General features: G+C 63.6%; 18 protein-coding genes. 6 read left to right on the forward strand and 12 right to left on the reverse strand.

Going from position 1 to position 17,975, the window contains the following annotated elements; genetic code table 11:
• Position 1 precedes the first annotated feature (1 nt).
• The 7 genes from trbL to trbB are packed head-to-tail and all read right to left on the reverse strand — an operon-like array spanning position 2 to position 6,489.
• Positions 2-1,378 (reverse strand): P-type conjugative transfer protein TrbL, encoded by a 1,377-nt coding sequence (gene trbL / locus ACMDCR_RS15050; RefSeq protein WP_413993629.1) that lies wholly within the window; start codon positions 1,376-1,378, stop codon positions 2-4.
• Positions 1,379-1,380: 2 nt separating this feature from the next.
• Positions 1,381-1,695 (reverse strand): putative entry exclusion protein TrbK-alt, encoded by a 315-nt coding sequence (gene trbK-alt / locus ACMDCR_RS15055; protein ID WP_413993281.1) that lies wholly within the window; start codon positions 1,693-1,695, stop codon positions 1,381-1,383.
• Positions 1,696-1,706: 11 nt separating this feature from the next.
• Entirely contained in the window at positions 1,707-2,468 is a 762-nt protein-coding gene (gene trbJ / locus ACMDCR_RS15060; protein ID WP_413993282.1) for a P-type conjugative transfer protein TrbJ, read from the reverse strand.
• The gene (gene trbE, locus ACMDCR_RS15065) at positions 2,465-4,951 is read right to left on the reverse strand and encodes a conjugal transfer protein TrbE (protein ID WP_413993283.1); all 2,487 of its coding nucleotides are present in this window, start codon (positions 4,949-4,951) and stop codon (positions 2,465-2,467) included. Before trbE ends, trbJ begins: the two co-directional genes overlap by 4 nt.
• A 10-nt stretch (positions 4,952-4,961) precedes the next feature.
• The gene (locus ACMDCR_RS15070) at positions 4,962-5,225 is read right to left on the reverse strand and encodes a VirB3 family type IV secretion system protein (protein ID WP_413993284.1); all 264 of its coding nucleotides are present in this window, start codon (positions 5,223-5,225) and stop codon (positions 4,962-4,964) included.
• On the reverse strand, positions 5,225-5,557 hold the full coding sequence (locus ACMDCR_RS15075; RefSeq protein ID WP_413993285.1) for a TrbC/VirB2 family protein: 333 nt from the start codon (positions 5,555-5,557) through the stop codon (positions 5,225-5,227). The genes ACMDCR_RS15070 and ACMDCR_RS15075 overlap by 1 nt, the downstream gene beginning before the upstream one ends.
• Positions 5,554-6,489 carry a P-type conjugative transfer ATPase TrbB gene (trbB, locus tag ACMDCR_RS15080; protein ID WP_413993630.1) on the reverse strand — a complete coding sequence of 312 codons (936 nt, stop codon included), beginning with the start codon at positions 6,487-6,489 and terminating at the stop codon, positions 5,554-5,556. The genes ACMDCR_RS15075 and trbB overlap by 4 nt, the downstream gene beginning before the upstream one ends.
• Before the next feature lie 462 nt (positions 6,490-6,951).
• On the opposite strand from trbB, the gene ACMDCR_RS15085 reads away from it, so the two are divergent.
• The 6 genes from ACMDCR_RS15085 to ACMDCR_RS15110 are packed head-to-tail and all read left to right on the forward strand — an operon-like array spanning position 6,952 to position 11,922.
• Positions 6,952-8,073 carry a mandelate racemase/muconate lactonizing enzyme family protein gene (locus ACMDCR_RS15085; protein ID WP_413993286.1) on the forward strand — a complete coding sequence of 374 codons (1,122 nt, stop codon included), beginning with the start codon at positions 6,952-6,954 and terminating at the stop codon, positions 8,071-8,073.
• 48 nt (positions 8,074-8,121) lie between these two features.
• Positions 8,122-8,967, forward strand: coding sequence for an ABC transporter substrate-binding protein (locus ACMDCR_RS15090; RefSeq protein WP_413993287.1), 846 nt, complete (start codon positions 8,122-8,124; stop codon positions 8,965-8,967).
• Positions 8,968-8,972: 5 nt separating this feature from the next.
• Positions 8,973-9,668 carry an amino acid ABC transporter permease gene (locus tag ACMDCR_RS15095; protein ID WP_413993288.1) on the forward strand — a complete coding sequence of 232 codons (696 nt, stop codon included), beginning with the start codon at positions 8,973-8,975 and terminating at the stop codon, positions 9,666-9,668.
• Entirely contained in the window at positions 9,662-10,327 is a 666-nt protein-coding gene (locus tag ACMDCR_RS15100) for an amino acid ABC transporter permease (RefSeq protein WP_413993289.1), read from the forward strand. Before ACMDCR_RS15095 ends, ACMDCR_RS15100 begins: the two co-directional genes overlap by 7 nt.
• A 9-nt stretch (positions 10,328-10,336) precedes the next feature.
• Positions 10,337-11,134: a GntR family transcriptional regulator gene (locus tag ACMDCR_RS15105; RefSeq protein WP_413993290.1), complete on the forward strand. Its 798-nt coding sequence runs from the start codon at positions 10,337-10,339 to the stop codon at positions 11,132-11,134.
• A 59-nt stretch (positions 11,135-11,193) separates the two neighbouring features.
• The gene (locus ACMDCR_RS15110) at positions 11,194-11,922 is read left to right on the forward strand and encodes an amino acid ABC transporter ATP-binding protein (RefSeq protein WP_413993291.1); all 729 of its coding nucleotides are present in this window, start codon (positions 11,194-11,196) and stop codon (positions 11,920-11,922) included.
• A gap of 443 nt (positions 11,923-12,365) precedes the next feature.
• Here the strand turns inward: ACMDCR_RS15110 and ACMDCR_RS15115 are convergent, their stop codons facing one another.
• From ACMDCR_RS15115 to ACMDCR_RS15135, 5 genes are all read right to left on the reverse strand, one after another.
• Complete coding sequence (locus tag ACMDCR_RS15115) at positions 12,366-12,794, reverse strand: ribbon-helix-helix protein, CopG family (RefSeq protein WP_413993292.1); 429 nt, start codon at positions 12,792-12,794, stop codon at positions 12,366-12,368.
• A gap of 4 nt (positions 12,795-12,798) precedes the next feature.
• Positions 12,799-14,781, reverse strand: coding sequence for a conjugal transfer protein TraG (locus ACMDCR_RS15120; protein WP_413993293.1), 1,983 nt, complete (start codon positions 14,779-14,781; stop codon positions 12,799-12,801).
• A 24-nt stretch (positions 14,782-14,805) separates the two neighbouring features.
• On the reverse strand, positions 14,806-16,569 hold the full coding sequence (locus ACMDCR_RS15125) for a relaxase/mobilization nuclease domain-containing protein (RefSeq protein ID WP_413993294.1): 1,764 nt from the start codon (positions 16,567-16,569) through the stop codon (positions 14,806-14,808).
• Positions 16,570-16,816: 247 nt separating this feature from the next.
• Positions 16,817-17,623 (reverse strand): lytic transglycosylase domain-containing protein, encoded by an 807-nt coding sequence (locus ACMDCR_RS15130; RefSeq protein WP_413993295.1) that lies wholly within the window; start codon positions 17,621-17,623, stop codon positions 16,817-16,819.
• Positions 17,624-17,626: 3 nt separating this feature from the next.
• Positions 17,627-17,962 (reverse strand): DUF736 domain-containing protein, encoded by a 336-nt coding sequence (locus tag ACMDCR_RS15135; RefSeq protein WP_413993296.1) that lies wholly within the window; start codon positions 17,960-17,962, stop codon positions 17,627-17,629.
• Positions 17,963-17,975: the final 13 nt, after the last annotated feature.

Below are 17,975 nucleotides of genomic sequence, written 5' to 3' on the forward strand. Positions count from 1 at the left end.
GTCAGTTCCCCTCTGAAAGTTTGATGGAAGAGCCGCCGCCATGGCTGTCGCCGGAGCGAACGGCATGGGCGGCTGTCTGGACGCCGTGAGAGACGCGCAGGGAGCGCTGCATCCGCTTGGCCCAATCGGGCGGGCTGCCGGCGGCGCGGCCGGAGGCGGCAGATCCTGAGAAGGAAGCGTCGTTCGCGGCTTCGGTAGAGCCGCCGACCGTGCCCATGGTCGATGAGCCGCCGGTGACCTCGAAGGCGGACTTCGCCCCGGCATCAGTGCTCGACTTCATGGAGTGGTCAGCGCGCGAAGCGGCGCGCCTCAACGGAGAGGCGACAGCGGAACCACCGGCGCGAGCGACACCGCCAAGTCCGGATGCGATGCCGGCCTTACCGGACTGACCGGCCGATCCCAGCGTGTAGGCGGTCGATGCGCCTCCCACCATGGAAGCGCCGCCGCGCGCCGCGGTAGCCGTACCGGAAAGGGCGGCTGCGCCACCACGGGCGGCGAGACTAGCAGCGCCTCCGGCAGCCATCATAGCGCCGCCGGCGGCAAGCCCCGTGCCGACCGCAGCGCCCGCACCAAGCTGCGGTCCGCCCGAGACCAGGCCATTGGCGATGCCGGGGCCGAAGATGCCGAGACCGAGGAGCGAGAGCGCCGCAAGCACGATCGCCATCGCCTGGTCGATCGTCGGATTCTGACCGCCGAAGCCCGCCGTGAACTGCGAAAACAGGGTCGAGCCGATGCCGATGATGACGGCGAGCACCAGCACCTTGATGCCGGAGGAAATGACATTGCCCAGCACGCGCTCGGCCATGAAGGCGGACTTGCCGAAGAGGCCGAAGGGGATCAGCACGAAACCGGCGAGCGTTGACAGCTTGAACTCGATCAACGTGACGAAGAGCTGCACCGCGAGGATGAAGAAGGCGAGCAGGACGAGCGCCCAGGCAAAGAGCAGGCAGGCGATCTGAATGAAGTTCTCGAAGAACGAGATCCAGCCCATCAGGCCGGAGATGGATTCGAGCAGGGGACGGCCGGCATCGAGCCCGGTCTGTGCGACCTTGCCGGGGCGGAGCAGATCCTGAACGGTGAAGCCGGTTCCGCTCGCCTTCAGGCCGAGGCCCGAAAAACTCTCGAAGACGATGCGGGCGAGGTTGTTCCAGTTGGAGATGAGATAGGCGAAGACGCCGACGAACAGCGTCTTCTTCACCAGCCGGGCGAGAATGTCGTCATCGCCGCCCCAGCTCCAGAACAGGGCGGCCAGCGTCACGTCGATGACGATGAGCGTCGTGGCGATGAACGCGACCTCGCCACTGAGAAGGCCGAAGCCTGAATCGATGTAGCGGGTGAAGGTCGCGAGAAACTGATCGATGACGCCGGTATTGCCCATGGTCACTGCGCCTCCGGTGTGAGCGGCGTCTCGGTGGCGGGCTGGGGTGCGGCAGGCGGCGCAGGCTTGAGGCCGAGGAAGCGGTCGCGCTCACCGGCCCAGAGCGCCAGGCATTCGCGGTCGCGCAGCGCTGCTTCGCCGAGCCCCTGGCAACGGCGAAGACCCTCGCGCAGCGGGTTTGGTGTAACGGGCGAAAGCGTCGGGGGCGCTGCGCTAACCGGGTTGTCGTCCTTCCGGTTCATCTCGACCATGGCGGCCGTGACGGCGACCGCGATGAAGACGACGGCTCCGATACGCGCGAGGGTCTTGCCATCCATGATCGAAGCCCTCAGCGGTTGAACATTTTCGCGTCGCCCGGCTGGTAGCCGGAGCCAGGCGTGAGAAAGCGGCGGCGCTGCTCACGGCCTTGTTCGGCGGCGGCAGTGCGCTCCGCCTCGGTCAGCGCAGTGGCGCGACCGTTGGCGGCGACGACAGCAGTGAGGTCGGCGAGCTGCTGGGCTTGAAGAGCGAGGAGCTGGTTGCCGGCCTGCGTCGCCTGCAGCGCGCCCGTAGCGCCCTGGCTCTGCCCGACGATGGCCGACATCTGCGCGCGGTTGGTCTCGATATTGCCGACAACGCCGGCCTGGACGCGCATGGCATCCTGCAAACCACCCACCGTGTTCTGCCAGCGCGAGCGGGCATCGGTGACGAGCTGCTGGTCGGAGGTCGACAGCGAAATATTCTTGTAGGACTGTTGAAACACCTGATCGATTTTCTGCACGTCGAAGGCGATGTTCTGCGCCTGTTGCAACAGTTGCTGGGTCTTTTGAACGGATTGCTGGATCTGCTGCAGGGCCGAGAAGGGGAGGTTGGCGAGGTTGCGCGCCTGGTTGATCAGCATCTGCGCTTCGTTCTGAAGCGAGGTGATCTGGTGTGTGATCTGCTCAAGCGAACGCGCGGCGGTCAGCACATTCTGCGCGTAGTTCGAGGGGTCGAACACGATGAGGGCATGCGCGGGCGTGATCATGATCGATGTCGCCGCGATCGGAGCGGCGAACATCGTGACGGCCACAAGGGCGGAGCGCAGGGAGGGGCGATGACGGTTCCTCATAGGGAAATCTCCTGTTCAATGAGGGGTGGGATGCCGGGCGGTTGGGTATCGGCCGGCGCGACATTGGTGAGGTTCGGAATAAGGTCGGCTGCCCAGTCGAGGCCGTGGGCGCGCAGCCATTCGGCGAGGAAGCCTTCGGTCCCCACGCGGGCATGGACCTGGCTGATCAGCGCCTGGTCCTGTTTGGAGGACGCTGCGCAGACGGCGAGCGCGACGTCGGACAGGCCGAGCTCGAACAGCCGATTGCCCTGCCGCGACTGGCAGTAGTAGTCGCGCTTCGGCGTGGCGCGGGCGAGGATCTCGATCTGCCGGTCGTTGAGGCCGAAGCGGCGGTAGATCGCGGTGATCTGCGGCTCGATCGCGCGTTCGTTGGGCAGCAACAGTCGCGTCTGGCAGCTTTCGATGATCGCCGGCGCGATCGCCGAACCATCGATGTCGGAGAGCGATTGGGTGGCGAAGATGACGCTCGCGTTCTTTTTGCGCAGTGTCTTCAGCCATTCGCGGATCTGGCCGGAGAAGCCGTCGTCGTCGAGTGCGAGCCAACCTTCATCGATGATGATCAGTGTGGGCGACCCGTCGAGCCGGTCCTCGATGCGATGAAAGAGATAGGCGAGCACCGCGGGAGCAGCGTCGGTGCCGACCAGACCCTCGGTTTCGAAGGCTTGCACCGAGGCCGAACCGAGACGTTCGGATTCCGCGTCGAGCAAGCGGCCATAGGCACCGCCGACGCAATAGGGCCGCAGCGCCTGCTTCAGCTCGTTGGCCTGGAGCAGGACCGTGAGGCCGGTAATGGTGCGTTCGTGAACCGGCGCTGACGCCAGCGACGTCAATGCCGACCAGAGATGTTCCTTGACCTCCGGCGTGATCGGCACGCTCTCGCGGCTGAGGATGGAGACGATCCAGTCGGCAGCCCAGGCGCGTTCCGGCACATGATGGATACGCGCGAGCGGCTGGAGCTGGACCGGCTCGCTGATGTCGCCGCTTAGGCCTCCGCCGAGATCGTGCCAGTCGCCGCCCATGACGAGGGTCGCGGCGCGGATCGAGCCACCGAAGTCGAAGGCGAAGACCTGGGCTTGGGCGTAGCGGCGGAACTGGAGCGCCATCAGCGCCAAGAGCACGGACTTGCCGGCGCCGGTCGGTCCGACGATCAGCGTATGACCGACATCGCCGACATGGATCGAAAGCCGGAACGGGGTCGAGCCTTCGGTTTTGCCGAACAGCAGAGGGGGAGCTGCGAAATGCTCGTCCCGTTCCGGCCCCGCCCACACCGCTGAAAGCGGGATCATGTGGGCGAGATTGATGGTGGAGACCGGCGGTTGCCGGACATTGGCGTAGACATGGCCCGGCAAGGAGCCGAGCCAGGCGTCGACAGCGTTGATGGTTTCGACCATCGAGGTGAAGTCGCGGCCCTGGATGACCTTTTCGGCAAGGCGCAGCTTCTCGTCGGCAATGCGCGGGTCGGTATCCCAGACGGTCAGCGTCGCGGTGACATAGGCTTGCCCGGCGAAGTCGGCGCCGAGCTCCTGCAGCGCGAGGTCGGCATCGGCCGCCTTGTTCGCCGCATCGGTGTCGACGAGCACTGAGGCCTCGTTGGTCATCACCTCTTTTAAGATCGCCGCGATCGACTTGCGTTTGGCGAACCACTGACGGCGGATCTTGGTGAGCAGCCGTGTGGCGTCGACCTTGTCGAGGAGGATCGCGCGCGTCGACCAGCGATAGGGAAAAGCGAGCCGGTTGAGCTCGTCGAGAATGCCGGGCGTGGTCGCGCTCGGAAACCCGACGATCGTGAGAATGCGCAAATGTTGGTCGCCGAGGCGTGGCTCCAACCCGCCGGTGAGCGACTGATCGGCAAGTAGGGCGTCGAGATGCATTGGCGTCTCGGGAACGCGGACGCGATGGCGCTTGGTCGAGACGCAGGCGTGGAGATAGGTCAGCGTTTCCGCATCGGTCAGCCAATCGCATTCGGGCATGAAGCCCTCGACCAGCTGGAGCACGCGATCGGTGCGGTCGACAAAACCGCTGGCGATCTCGCGCGGATCGACGCCGGCCTCAGGCTTGCCTTCGTAGAGCCAGCTTTCAGCGCGGGCGGCATCCTCGGCGGGCGGCAGATAGGTGAAGGTGAGGAAATAGCTGGACTCGTAACGTGCGCCGGCTTCCTCGAAATCGGCCTTACGCTCGGCGTCGATCAGGGCGGAGGCCGCGTCGGCAAAGGTGCTGTCCGGATAGGGGCCAGCAGCATGGCGTTGCGCTTCCACGAAGATCGCCCAGCCTGAGCCGAGGCGACGGAAGGCATTGTTGAGGCGGCTGGCGACGGCAACTAGCTCGGCTGCCACGGCGCTATCGAGATCGGGCCCACGAAAACGGGCCGTGCGCTGCAGGCTGCCATCCTTGTTGAGGACGACGCCGTCTCGCACGAGAGCGGCCCAAGGCAGGAAGTCCGAGAGCCGGGCATTGCGGTTGCGGTATTCGGCAAGGTTCATCATCGCGACCACCTCACGCCCTGAGATGGCCGGGGATGCGCAGATGCCTGCGCACCACGTCGACGAACATCGGGTCGCGCTTTGCGGCCCAGACGGCCGCAAGATGTCCGACGAGGCCGAGCGCGATCCCCACGAGCCACAGCCGCAGCCCGAGGCCGAGCGCGGCGGCGAGCGTGCCGTTGAGGATCGCGATCGCGCGCGGCGCGCCGCCGAGCAGGATGTGCTCGGTCAGTGCGCGGTGAACTGGGGCGGTGAAACCCGGGACTGGCTCATCCATCAGACGAGCGCTCCGCCGCCGAAGGAGAAGAAGGAGAGGAAGAAGCTCGACGCGGCGAAGGCAATCGAAAGGCCGAACACGATCTGGATCAGGCGCCGGAAACCGCCCGAAGTGTCACCGAACGCCAGTGTGAGGCCGGTCACGATGATGATGATCACCGCGATGATCTTGGCGACCGGACCTTCGACCGATTGCAGGATCTGCTGCAGCGGCTGCTCCCACGGCATCGAGGAGCCGGAGGCATGCGCGGCCGGGGCCAGCGCGAGCGAGATGAGGGCGACCGAGCAGACGGCCGGGATGCGGCGAGCTGCTCGGGAGAGGGACAGGGTCATGCGATGGCTCCTTCGTTGCCGGTGGTGATCGGGGTGATGCGGTAGTCGCCGTCCGAGCCGAGGCCCTCGACGCGCGCGAGTTCGGCGAGCCGTCGTTGCGATCCGCGGCCGGCGAGGACGGCGACGAGATCAATCGTCTCGGCGATCAGCGCGCGCGGGACGGTGACGACGGCTTCCTGGATGAGCTGTTCGAGGCGGCGCAGCGCGCCGATGCCGGTGCCGGCGTGGATGGTGCCGATGCCGCCGGGATGGCCGGTGCCCCAGGCTTTGAGGAGGTCGAGCGCTTCGGCGCCGCGCACTTCGCCGACGGGAATGCGGTCCGGGCGTAGGCGAAGGCTGGACCGGACGAGATCGGAAAGAGAGACAACACCGTCCTTGGTTCGCAGCGCGACCAGATTGGGCGCTGCGCATTGCAGTTCGCGGGTATCCTCGATCAGGACGACGCGATCGGAGGTCTTGGCGACCTCGGCGAGAAGCGCGTTAGTGAGGGTGGTCTTGCCGGTCGAAGTGCCGCCGGCGACCAGGATGTTGGCGCGGGCGGCGACGGCTCCACGCAGGGCCTTGGCTTGGGCTTTGACCATGATGCCGGCTGCGACATAGTCGTCGAGCGTGAACACCGCGACGGCAGGCTTGCGGATGGCGAAAGCCGGGGCGGTAACCACGGGAGGCAGCAGCCCCTCGAAGCGCTCTCCCGTTTCGGGGAGCTCGGCCGAGACGCGCGGACTGCCGGGATGGACCTCGGCGCCGACATGGTGCGCAACGAGGCGCACAATCCGCTCGCCGTCTGCCGCAGAAAGCGCGTGGCCAGTGTCTTCAAGCCCGCCGGAAAGCCGGTCGATCCAGAGCCGCCCGTCTGGGTTCAGCATCACTTCGACGATGGTCGGGTCTTCCAGGAAACCGGCAATGGCCGGGCCGAGTGCCGTGCGCAGCATGCGCGCACCACGCAAAGTCGCTTCGGAAATTCCTTGAGAAGTCGCCACGTCGTCCCCGTTCTCCTGCGGGTTGCGCGACGCGCGGCTCCCGATCGGGGATGATTAAAAGAGCCATATATTGGGCGGCTTCAATAGATTTGAGTGGCCGTCGTAGCGTAGCGTACAAATACAGGCGAACGGCGGAGCAGCATTCAAAGACGATGAAACAGCTTCGTATGTTGTCGTGGCGTCCTATTTCCGAGAGCGCGAATTGTCGAAGAAGTCCGCGTAATTCTTCAGCTTCGCGATCAATCATTTCGACGGCCTGGCCTGAATGCGCTGCTAAGAGCGACCATCGTGGATCGTCGCTGCAAAAATGCGAGGGCCAAAGTTTCTATAGGCTGTTCTAGACTAACCGATCCGGGCAATATGGACTAGCCCAGATTATGATGCTACGCGCTGTTGGATCTTTTGCGGAGTATCATGATGAGCAATGTCATAACGCGGGTCACAGCGACACCCGTACTCGTCCCCGTCATCGTGGGAGAGGCCGCTCGCTGGGTTCGACGAGAACATCTCGACCGGACCATCGTGGAGATCGAAACTGCCGACGGGATCGTGGGCCTGGGTGAGGCTCGCGGTCTGTGGCCGGCGAAAACCATCTCGAAACGCTTCGCGCCTCTGCTAATAGGTGCCAAGGCGGACGATCATGACGAGCTACGTAGACGTTGCCTAAGGCCCTTGGACTTCGGCTTTCCGGAGCGCCATTGCGACACCCTTGCATATGCGGCGATCGACCTCGCCCTGTGGGATATCGCGGGAAAGACGCAGGGCAAGCCGCTGTACGAGCTCCTTGGTGGTGCGGTTCGCGAGCGGGCGCAATTCGCAGCCTTCGGTTATCCGCCAGATCCAGAGGAAGGTTTCAGCGAGAAGGACGTGCCGAGGGTGCTTGCGGAACAGGCTGAAAAGGCGGTCGAGGATCGAGGGGCCACGTATTTCGAGTTCAAGATCGCCCGCTATCGATCGCACGTAGATATCCCTACAATTAGGGCCGTCCGGAAGGCCGTAGGAGATGACTTTCCGATCGCTGTCGATGCCAACCAGACCTATGACGAGGAGACCGCCGCCGAAGTTCTGAAGCAGGTGGCGGACCAGCGGCTCGACAATTTTGAGGAGCCAGTGAGGTCGCTGGCCGGGATAGACCGACTGGCCAAGGCCTTTGGAGTGAACGTTTCCTCGCACTGCGTCGACGTGGACGTCCTCCGGGCTTTCCCGAACATCGGAGCCTCGGTGCCCGATATCTGCATCTTCGGCAGCCTCTCCACGCTCATGCGCCACATGAACGATATGTCTCGAATGGGCCGGGGCACCTGGCTTCGTGCGATGTGGGAGCTTGGCATTAGCTGGGCCGCAATGTGCCATGTCGGCATCTCTTCCTCTGCCATCTCGCGACCTTCGCAGTCACTGATCGACTACGCGGAAAACGACCTCATCATCGGCGAACCCTGGAGTGTCCATGACGGCGGGGTAAGGGTGCCGGCTCGGCCGGGGCTCGGCATCGAACTAGATAGACCGGCGCTCGAAAAATATCGGGCCGATGTCTGAGCGAACTTGCACGCGTCACAATCCTGCAACATAACTGGGCTAGTCCAGATGGTGGATCAACTATCTAGTGAGGGCTCAGAAGTGAAGACAAATTGGATCGCATCAATAGGGATTGCGCTGGTCGCGGCGCTCTCTCCTTATCATTCCGCCACGGCGCAAACCGCGACGAGCGATGCTGTGGAAGAGATCGTGAAACGCGGCGAACTGATCGTCGCAGTACAGACGCAGGGACCTCCCGTCAGCTTCGTCAACAAGAACGGCGAACGCGTCGGTTTCGTCATCGACATGCTGAAGTTGATGGCCGCCGATATGGGCGTCAAGCTCGTGATGAAGGACTACGACTTTCGCGGCCTCATCCCGGCTGCCGTCTCTGGTAAAGTCGACTTCGTAGCCGCCGACATGGCACCGACGCCGCAGCGCGCTTTGCAGATGACGTTCACAGACACGTTCTACGAAGAGCCCGCGATCCTTTACGCAAAAACATCCAAGGGCTTCCAGAAGGCCGTGGAACTCAATAAGGCGGGTCTGCGCATCGGCGTTGCCCAAGGGTCGAGCAACAAGCAGATCCTGCAGCACCAGTTCCCGAACGCCTCCATCGTGGAGCTGGCCGGCGCGGGCCCCGCGCTCGCCCAGGCTGCCGATTCCGACCGTGTCGACGCGGTCATCAACGTTCGTTCTGCCGCACGCTCCAACCTCTTGTCCTACGGCGACACTTTCAAGATCCTCGAAGGCGATCTCTACCAGTGGCCGGAAGCCTTTGCCGTCACCCCGGAGAAAACGCATCTGATCGCCTGGATCAACAACTGGCTCTATTGGGCCAAGCGTGACGGCAAGATCGAGAAATGGGCCGACTACTGGCGTCGATCCGACGATTGGCGGAAGGATAACCTTTAATCGTCATGAACTGGCTGATCGGTTTCTATAACTATCGAGTCGTGGCGGAAAGCCTGCCTCAACTCGCGGCCGGTCTGGCTGTTACGATCGAGGTATCGGGGGCGGCATTCGTGCTCGCCCTCGTACTTGGTATCGCCCTGGCGTCGGCTCGGACGTTCGGCGGCATCTTAGTGAAGCGTGCCGTCGTGGCTTATGTCGAGGCGGTCCGTAGCACGCCGCTCCTGATACAACTCTACGTCCTCTACTTCGCGCTGGGGCCGCTTCCATTGATCGGAAGGCTGACGGCGTTCGAGGCAGGGGTAATTGCCTTAGGTTTCAATGGGGCGGCATACTTCGGCGAAATCCTCCGCGCTGGCTTGGAATCCGTATCCCGACAACAGAGCGAGGCCGCGCGCGCTCTGGGAATGAGCGCCTGGCAGACCTTTCGCCTCGTCATCCTGCCGCAGGCGATCCGACATGTCGTTCCGCCTTTGATCGGACAAACGGCGATGCTGATCAAGGACTCGTCGATCGTCAGCTTCGTTGGAATAGTCGATCTCACCGGAGCCGGCACCGCGACTATGAACGACCGTCTACTCCCGAATGAAGGATTCCTGACGATCGCAGCCTGCTATCTGGTCATTTATCTGATGTCTCTCGGCTTGGTCGCCATCGTAACCAAGCGGAAGTCGCAGAAGAGAGCGGAGCCTCGGAAATGGTAACGCTTCTACACGCCTTCCCTCAGCTCCTCTCCGGGCTCGCTGCGACCATTGCCCTCTCGCTGGTCACGCTGTTCATTGGAACCGTCCTCGGCTTCTTTTTCGGTATCGCGCGAGCTTTGCGCATCCGAATTCTCGCAGAAGCAATCGGTCTTCTCATTCACGTCGTCCGGGGTACGCCCTTCCTTGTGCAACTCTACATCGTTTATTTCGTCCTGCCCCGCACTGGGCTCAGCATTTTCGACATGAGCGCAGCAACGGCCGCCGTCATCGCCCTTTCGATTTACACCTCGACCTACGCCGCGGAAATCACGCGCAGCGCGATGGAGGCGGTTCCGCTAGGGCAGATAGAGGCTGCGAAGGCACTAGGTCTTACGCTGCGACAACGTCTGTCGCTTGTCGTGCTGCCACAGGCGCGCCGGCTGATGGTTCCGCCGCTCGGGGGGCTCTACGTCATCATCGTCAAGAGCACTTCCATCGTCAGCGTCGTAGGGATAGGTGAATTGGTGCGAGCCGGAGACGTGATCGCGATGCGGGCGCCGCGTGATCTATTCTTCGTCTACGGGGCGGTGGCGCTACTTTATTTCGCGTATTGCTTCCCGCTGCTTCGTCTGGCCCGCTGGCTCGAACTGCGGTCCGGACGCCATCTTCCGATCTCCTGAAGAGAAGACATGATTGAGAACCAGTTTGAACATATGTCCGACCCCGACCAGCTTTCTACGGTGCCCGAGCGCATCCGGCACCTCGTCGACGAGGGCACCGCCCTTGGAAGGCTGAAACCGAACGGTCAGCTTCCTTCCGAGCGCTGGCTGACGGATCATCTCGGCGTCGCTCGAATGACTGTGCGGAAGGCGCTTTGGCAATTGGAGGCCGAAGGCTTCATTTATCGCTTCCACCGATCGGGCTGGTATCTCTCACCCCCACGTTTTTTCTATGATCCGTCGCGCGACGTCAGCTTCACCAAGGCCGTGGTCGATCAGGGACGCGTGGCCGGAGCCAAGGTTCTTTCGACGGGTAGCATGGTTGCGGACGCTGCGATTGCGAGTTCGCTGGGAATAGAAGCAGGAACCAAGCTCGTCATCATTCGCAGGTTGCGTTTCATCGACAACCGACCCGTGTTCGTCGAGATTTCGCACGTGATCGAGAGGCGGTGCCCTGGACTGGTCGAACTGGCTTCGACCGACATCTCGTTGGCGACCGTCTACGAACGGGAGTATGGAATCCTTCTTCGGCGCCGCGAGCTGTATCTGCATCCGACGGCTCTAAGCGATCCTCATGCCCGTGACCTACGTCTCGCGCACGGCACTCCCGGTCTGTTTGTGCGGCGGATTACCGACGACGCCGACGGCATGCCGTTCTCCTTCGACCACGAGTACTGGCGACACGATGCCTTGGAGATAAAGATAGATGTCCAAGGTCGACGCCCTGAAGAATCCGATGTTTCCATACGAGAAAAACAGGCAAAATGATCAGGATAGATATCCATAGCGCGCGTGACGCAAGCGATCGGACCAACGACAATTCTTGTATGGGGACGATCGAAATCCGGGATCTCAGCAAGTGGTTCGGAGATATGCAGGTTCTTCGAGATATAGCTCTCTCGGTCACCAAGGGCGAGCGGATCGTGATATGCGGCCCGTCAGGCTCGGGGAAGTCCACGCTTATTCGGTGCATGAACGGCCTCGAGCGATTTCAACAGGGCCGGGTTGAGGTAGGCGGAAAGATCGTTGACGGTGGCCGTGGTATCGACGAGACGAGGCGCGATATCGGCATGGTTTTCCAGCATTTCAATCTCTTTCCTCACCTGACCATCCTGGAAAACTGCACGCTGGCACCTAGAAATGTTCGGAAGACATCTCGGAGCGATGCCGAGCAACTTGCCATGAGTTACCTCGAACGAGTCCGGATTGCCGACCAGGCGAGCAAGCATCCGAGCGAGCTGTCAGGCGGACAGCAGCAGCGTGCGGCGATCGCACGAGCTCTATGCATGCAGCCCGACATCATGCTGTTCGACGAGCCGACATCGGCCCTTGATCCCGAGATGGTGAAGGAGGTGCTGGATACTATGGTCGGCCTTGCCGACGACGGTATGACGATGATCTGCGTTACTCATGAGATGGGGTTCGCCCGGCAGGTAGCGGACAGAGTGATATTCATGGATGGGGGAAAAATCGTCGAAGAGAACAAGCCTTCTGCTTTCTTCGACCACCCCCAGCACGAGCGCACGAAGAAGTTTCTCGGACAGATACTACAATAGCCTTCGAACGCGAGGTCTTGTTCGGGCCGACAGGAATCCTGTCGAGTGCCAGAGGGAAGCGTTGGGCCAACTACAGGGAGGCCGCGAACCGCATTCGCGCAGACTAGTCGCGCTGATTCGAGCAGTCACTGTTTCCTCCGCATCAACGGCCGCTCCTATCGTCGTGGGCCTCGCGGACCGCAAGAATTCAGCATCGTCGAAAGTGATTCATTCAAGTGATGTATTTTAGAGCAGCCACGTCCCCTGCGATGTGAATAGGGCGGTGGCGGTCCAGGCAAATGACGATCGATCCTCACACTACTGCGGACCGTTCTTCGAGGGGCTTCCTGCGATTTCCGCCTACGAGTTCGCCGCTGCAGCAAAACGAAGTTTCCAGAAAGCCGCAATCGAATAGACCTATCATCGTGAAAAGTATGGAAACGATGCCGTGAGTGGAAATCGTTTCACCCCGATTGGTCGCTACCAGGGCCTGCTGCAATATCATCCGGGATCTCGCGCAGAAAGCTCTGACCTTTCTGCAGCCGCTTGCCGAGAGTCTCCACAAAGCCGTCGAACCGCTCTCGCCCTTTGGCCTGCGCTGCAGCCTGGGCGTCCGGCGGCAAGGGCGGCGTGATCGACAGCCAGAAGCGCACGAACAGCGCCAGCGTCTCGGCAGTGATGCCGAGATCGCGCTCCATCCGCTGGACCTGTCTGGACAGCCGATCGAGCCGCCGGGCAAACGCCGCCTCGCGCACATCGGCGTGGTCGGGCGAGAGGAACGATGTGACCGCCGCCTCGACGATGGCGGATCGCGGCAGTTTCTTGCGATCGGCCAGTTCATTGATGCGCCCGATGAGCTCAACGGGCAGGGTGAGGTTGAGACGATCACGCATGGTCTCAGAGCTCCATGCCGTCGCCGGGATCGAGCGAGACCTGGCGAGCGACGCCGGTCATCTGGCGGCGCAGTGCCTGGCGTTGGCGCGCAACGTCCTCCGGCTCGTCATCGAGGATGTGTGCGAATTCCTCTGCCGGGCGCTGATCGGTGGTCTCCTTGACGATGGCGACGTGATCGGGAAGCTCGGGTTCGCGGCGCAGGCCGGCATTGGCGGTGTCGGGTGCCTGCGCCGCCATCAGCGCGGGGTCGGGTTTCTGCGGTTGCAGCGTCGACCAGCCATCCGTATGACGGGTGCGCCCGGATTTCTTCGGGTCGGGCGGCGGCAGCACGCGCTCGCGGAAGCGCGCATCCTCGTAATAGCGCGCCTTTCTCGCCCGGATGGGGGCGGTGCCAGCGACCATGACGATTTCGTCGGTTGGGGGAAGCTGCATGACCTCGCCCGGCGTGAGCAGGGGCCGTGCAGTTTCCGAGCGCGACACCATCAGGTGGCCGAGCCAGGGCGAGAGTCGGTGGCCGGCATAGTTCTTCATCGCCTTCATCTCAGTCGCCGTGCCGAGCGCATCCGAGACACGCTTGGCCGTCCGTTCGTCATTGGTGGCGAAGCTGACGCGAACATGGCAGTTGTCGAGGATCGAATTGTTGGCGCCGTAGGCCTTCTCGATCTGGTTCAGCGACTGGGCGATGAGGAAGCTCTTGATCCCGTAACCGGCCATGAAGGCCAGCGCGCTCTCAAAGAAGTCGAGGCGACCGAGCGCCGGGAACTCGTCGAGCATCATCAGGACGCGGTGCTTGCGCTCCTTGGCATGGAGATCCTCGGTGAGCCGCCTGCCGATCTGGTTGAGGACGAGACGGATCAGCGGCTTGGTCCGCGAGATATCCGAGGGTGGCACGACCATGTAGAGCGTGGCGGGCTTGGCCTCGGTGGTGAGATCGGCGATGCGCCAGTCGCATCGGCTTGTCACCTCCGCGACGACCGGATCGCGATAAAGGCCGAGGAAGGACATGGCGGTCGAAAGGACGCCGGATCGCTCGTTGTCGGATTTGTTGAGGAGCTCGCGCGCCGTTGAGGCGACGACCGGGTGAGGGCCGGCCGCTCCGAGATGTTTCGTCGTCATCATCGCGGCGAGCGTCGCCTCGATCGACCTCTTCGGGTCGGAGAGGAAGGCGGCGACGCCGGCGAGCGTTTTGTTCTCCTCGGCATAGAGGACATGCAGGATCGCGCCGACGAGGAGCGAGTGGCTGGTCTTTTCCCAGTGGTTGCGCTTGTCGAGCGAGCCTTCGGGATCGACCAGAACGTCGGCGACATTCTGGACGTCGCGCACCTCCCAGTCGCCGCGACGGACCTCGAGCAGTGGATTGTAGGCGGCAGAGTTCGGATTGGTCGGATCAAAGAGCAGCACGCGGCCGTGCCGTGAGCGGAAACCGGCAGTGAGCTGCCAGTTTTCTCCCTTGATGTCGTGAACGATGGCCGAACCCGGCCAGGTCAGGAGCGAGGGCACAACCAGGCCGACGCCCTTGCCCGATCGGGTGGGCGCGAAGCACAGGACATGCTCTGGCCCGTCGTGGCGCAGATAGTCCTGTTCCAGCCTGCCCAGAACCACGCCGTCCGCCCCGAGCAGGCCGGCCGCCTCAACCTCCTTCTTCTCGGCCCAACGTGCTGAGCCGTAGGTGGCGACATTCTTAGCCTCGCGAGCGCGCCAGACGGACATGCCGATGGCGACGGCGATGGCGATGAAGCCACCGGAGGCGGCGATGAAAGCGCCCTTGTTGAAAATGTCGGGCGCATAGGCGTCGAAGAAATACCACCACCAGAAGAAGGCGGGTGGGTAATAGACGGACACGCCGGCGAGCATGAACCAGGGCGTTCCGAGCTGCGCCTGAAACCCCAGCTGCCAGGCGACATATTGCGTGGCGGCCCAGGTGGTGGCGATCACGATCAGGAAGACGACGGTGATCTGCCCCCAGAGGATTTTGGTCGCGGACATGGCGAACTCCTTTTCTTGTCCTTGTCAGATGCCGAGATCGCGCTTGCGGCCGATCGCCCATTCGATGCCACCGCCCTCCTTGGTGACGCCGGCGACGTGCTGGCCGAGCTTGCGTTCGAGGTCGCGGGACCAGGGGACGAGCTGGAAGCCCAGACCGTCATCGATCATGGCGAAGCGGCCGGAGGAGAGGGTGAGACGCTGACGCACGACGCCCGCGACATGCTCGCCGGCCTGCGCCTTCACATGGGGTAGGCCGGTCTCGGCCGAGAGCTTCTCGCCGACGGCATCAAGCTCGCGCCGGCGGAGCGTGGCGAGGAGTTCGCGCTGCATGACGATGCGCTGACCGTCACGACGCGCCAGTCCCTGATCGGCGAGATGTTCGGCGCGGGCCTGCATGGCGTCGCGCACCTCCCGCCCGAATCCTGCCTGCGACAGCGGCATCGCCTCGCGCTCGACCAGGCGATGGTCGAGCCAGGTCGCGCCGGGTGCGGTGACCTGTGCCTGAAGGTCGAGATCGGAGCGCGTGGCGAGTACGAGAGTCGGGCGCGGGTCGTCCGGGCCACCGAAGTGGCGAAGCTCGACGATGCCGCCATTGGCCGGAGCATGTTCGAAGGCATCGACGTTGCGAAAGCGGACATGGTGCGCGCGCCCGTCGACACCGTCGATGACGGCATAGGCTTCACCACTCAGCTCGTCATGCAGCCCGCGATCGACGAGACGGCCGACGATCGGCGCGCCGGCAGTGCTACCGTCAACGACGAAGTCCGAGAAGCCGCGATCCTGGCCGCGTTCGGCGAAGGCGCGGTGCATGGTCTTGATGATGTCGCCGCGAATGCCGAGATCGCGCAGCGCGCGCTCGGCTTCGAGCCCGACCACCCATTGGCCGGGCTCGCCCTGGACGGCCAGGCCCATCTTTTCGAGATGCTGGAGGCGGCCGACCATGAGGCGGCGCAGTTCGGGATCGGAGGGACCGTGCTGCTCGGGCCGCAGATCGAGAAAGCCGGTCTCGTCGGCGGCGCGCTGAATCTCGCCATCGATGCGGGTCCAGCGCTCGGCGGTGATTTCTTTTTCAAGGGCGCTGCGGATCTCGTGTTCGGGCTTCGGGCCGAGCTCGATGTCGACCAGATCCTCGGCGCGGTAGCGAAGGCCACGGCTGATATAGTCGCGCGAGATCACGAGATCAGCGCCGGTCTCGTCGACGCCGCGCACCAGAAGATGGACATGGGGATTGTCGGTGTTCCAGTGATCGACGGCCGCCCAGTCGAGACGGGTGCCGAGATCGGCCTCCATCTGCCGGGCGAGGTCCCGGGTGAACGCCTTGAGGTCGGTCATCTCGGCCGCGTCCTCCGGCGAGACGATGAACCGGAAATGATGCCGGTCGTCCTTGCACCGCTCGGCGAAAGCGACGTCGTCGGCGCGATCGGCATTGGCGTCGAACATGACGCCCTTCTCGCCGTCCCGGCTCACGCCCTCGCGCTTGAGATAGGCGGCGTGGCTGGTCAGCGGCGCGGATCGGTAGGCCTTGCCCGTATGACGGGCGATGCGCGCCTTGATGACGACGCGGCGCTGTGACGAGAAGATGCGGGAGCGGCCGAAGACATTGCGGCCGCGCCCGAAGGTCGAGTGGCCGAGGTGCCGGCCAGATTTCCCTGTTGGTGCTCCGCCGGAGGTATGGCCGGCACGCTGCGCGGCGGCGAGAACCTGATTGACGAAGCTCTTTGTCCCCGTCGCCCGCGTCGAGCGGATGCGGCCCGGCTTGATGCGGAAGTCGCTGTCGCGTTCGCTCATGCCGGTGCTCCGGGCCGAGCAAAGATCGCTCCGTGCATATCGCAGCGTTGAAAACGCTGGAAAAATTCGGGCAGTATGCCCGCGACCGACCGGCATGCCCGCCAAAACGCAAGCCATGCCAATGGCTTACAGCGTTGCGGGCAGGGCCTTTTATCTCGCCTTCCTCTGTCGTTGCTCTTCGCGCTTCTCCTGATCCGCACCGATCCTTTCCGAAGCTGCGCCAGACCACGCCGGCCTGCGATCCCGGTCATTTCGCACCTCCCGCGCCGATGCGCACGGCGAAGAGGCCGTTCGAGCGGGGTGTGATTGCGGAGACATCGCGCACGGTAGCGTTCTCGGCTGCTGCCCCTGTGTCGCCGTTTGGCTGCACTGGTTCTGCAACTGCGATGCGGACGGCAGGTTGAACAAAGAGCGCCGCGCGACGCCAGGGCAGCGTTTCCAGCGTGATCGCGGCGGCGCGGCGCGGCGTCGGATCACTCAGTGGCTCGCCGCCGATAAGAGGGGCGAGCGCTGTGACATAGGCGCGGGTTTCGGCGGGTAATGGGCGTCCGGAAAGGTAGGCTTCGTAGCGCGTCGGCCCCGCATTGTAGGCGGCAAGGAAGCCGGGCGAGCCGAAACGATCATGCAGCTCGCGCAAATACGCCGTGCCCGCGAGAATGTTGTCGCGCGGATCGAAAGGATCGTGTCCGAGAGCCCAGCGGGTGCGAAGCTCCTGCCAGGTATCGGGCATGATCTGCATGAGACCGCGTGCGCCTGCGCTGGAAACGGCCTTCACGTCGCCGGCGCTCTCCTGCCGCATCACCGCGCGTATCCAGGCGCTCGGCACGCCGAAGCGCTTCGAAGCCTCGGCAACGTGCGCGGCGTAGGGATCGGCCTGAATGGCCGCCACGGCGGTATCTGCCTGCGCAACTGCCGGTGTGATCGAACAGGCCGGCAGGAGGAGGCCGGAAAGGAGAAGGAGGGCGATGCGGCGGGCGGAACCTCGCCGTCCGTCCTCCGGGCAGCTGCGGCGGAAGCGCAGCCATGGAGCGATGGAGATGTCGCGGTGGGGCATCGACTAGGCCCTTTCGCCGCGTTCGCGCGGACGGCCCCAATGCAGCAACCACGACGTGGCGTCGTCGCCGTTCTGGAACAGGCGCGCACGGATCGGCTCGTCGAAGGTCGGATCGTCGAGCTGAAGCGAGATGTATTCGCCGGCCTTGTCGCTGCTGCGCGTCCAGCCGGCGCCGACCTCGGGGCCATCCTCCGCGCCGCGCAGGACGCGATAGTCGGGCGCGTTCTCGGCGTCGCTCGGCTCGGCGGGAACGATGGTCAGTTCGAGGTTGAGGGTGAGGGTGTGAACGCGACCGAAGAAGCCGTTCGCCTCGCGTGTGAACTGTCCGATCTGTGCCATGGTTGTGGTTCCT

The organism is Labrys okinawensis (genome assembly GCF_047345005.1).
GTDB classification, from domain to species: Bacteria; Pseudomonadota; Alphaproteobacteria; order Rhizobiales; family Labraceae; genus Labrys; species Labrys okinawensis.

Excerpts from the sequence above, each read along its gene's own strand:
- trbL (WP_413993629.1), bottom strand. The coding sequence starts at position 1,378 with ATGGGCAATACCGGCGTCATCGATCAGTTTCTCGCGACCTTCACCCGC.
- trbK-alt (WP_413993281.1), bottom strand. The coding sequence starts at position 1,695 with ATGGATGGCAAGACCCTCGCGCGTATCGGAGCCGTCGTCTTCATCGCG.
- trbJ (WP_413993282.1), bottom strand. The coding sequence starts at position 2,468 with ATGAGGAACCGTCATCGCCCCTCCCTGCGCTCCGCCCTTGTGGCCGTC.
- trbE (WP_413993283.1), bottom strand. The coding sequence starts at position 4,951 with ATGATGAACCTTGCCGAATACCGCAACCGCAATGCCCGGCTCTCGGAC.
- ACMDCR_RS15070 (WP_413993284.1), bottom strand. The coding sequence starts at position 5,225 with ATGGATGAGCCAGTCCCGGGTTTCACCGCCCCAGTTCACCGCGCACTG.
- ACMDCR_RS15075 (WP_413993285.1), bottom strand. The coding sequence starts at position 5,557 with ATGACCCTGTCCCTCTCCCGAGCAGCTCGCCGCATCCCGGCCGTCTGC.
- trbB (WP_413993630.1), bottom strand. The coding sequence starts at position 6,489 with ATGCTGCGCACGGCACTCGGCCCGGCCATTGCCGGTTTCCTGGAAGAC.
- ACMDCR_RS15085 (WP_413993286.1), top strand. The coding sequence starts at position 6,952 with ATGATGAGCAATGTCATAACGCGGGTCACAGCGACACCCGTACTCGTC.
- ACMDCR_RS15090 (WP_413993287.1), top strand. The coding sequence starts at position 8,122 with ATGGTGGATCAACTATCTAGTGAGGGCTCAGAAGTGAAGACAAATTGG.
- ACMDCR_RS15095 (WP_413993288.1), top strand. The coding sequence starts at position 8,973 with ATGAACTGGCTGATCGGTTTCTATAACTATCGAGTCGTGGCGGAAAGC.
- ACMDCR_RS15100 (WP_413993289.1), top strand. The coding sequence starts at position 9,662 with ATGGTAACGCTTCTACACGCCTTCCCTCAGCTCCTCTCCGGGCTCGCT.
- ACMDCR_RS15105 (WP_413993290.1), top strand. The coding sequence starts at position 10,337 with ATGATTGAGAACCAGTTTGAACATATGTCCGACCCCGACCAGCTTTCT.
- ACMDCR_RS15110 (WP_413993291.1), top strand. The coding sequence starts at position 11,194 with ATGGGGACGATCGAAATCCGGGATCTCAGCAAGTGGTTCGGAGATATG.
- ACMDCR_RS15115 (WP_413993292.1), bottom strand. The coding sequence starts at position 12,794 with ATGCGTGATCGTCTCAACCTCACCCTGCCCGTTGAGCTCATCGGGCGC.
- ACMDCR_RS15120 (WP_413993293.1), bottom strand. The coding sequence starts at position 14,781 with ATGTCCGCGACCAAAATCCTCTGGGGGCAGATCACCGTCGTCTTCCTG.
- ACMDCR_RS15125 (WP_413993294.1), bottom strand. The coding sequence starts at position 16,569 with ATGAGCGAACGCGACAGCGACTTCCGCATCAAGCCGGGCCGCATCCGC.
- ACMDCR_RS15130 (WP_413993295.1), bottom strand. The coding sequence starts at position 17,623 with ATGCCCCACCGCGACATCTCCATCGCTCCATGGCTGCGCTTCCGCCGC.
- ACMDCR_RS15135 (WP_413993296.1), bottom strand. The coding sequence starts at position 17,962 with ATGGCACAGATCGGACAGTTCACACGCGAGGCGAACGGCTTCTTCGGT.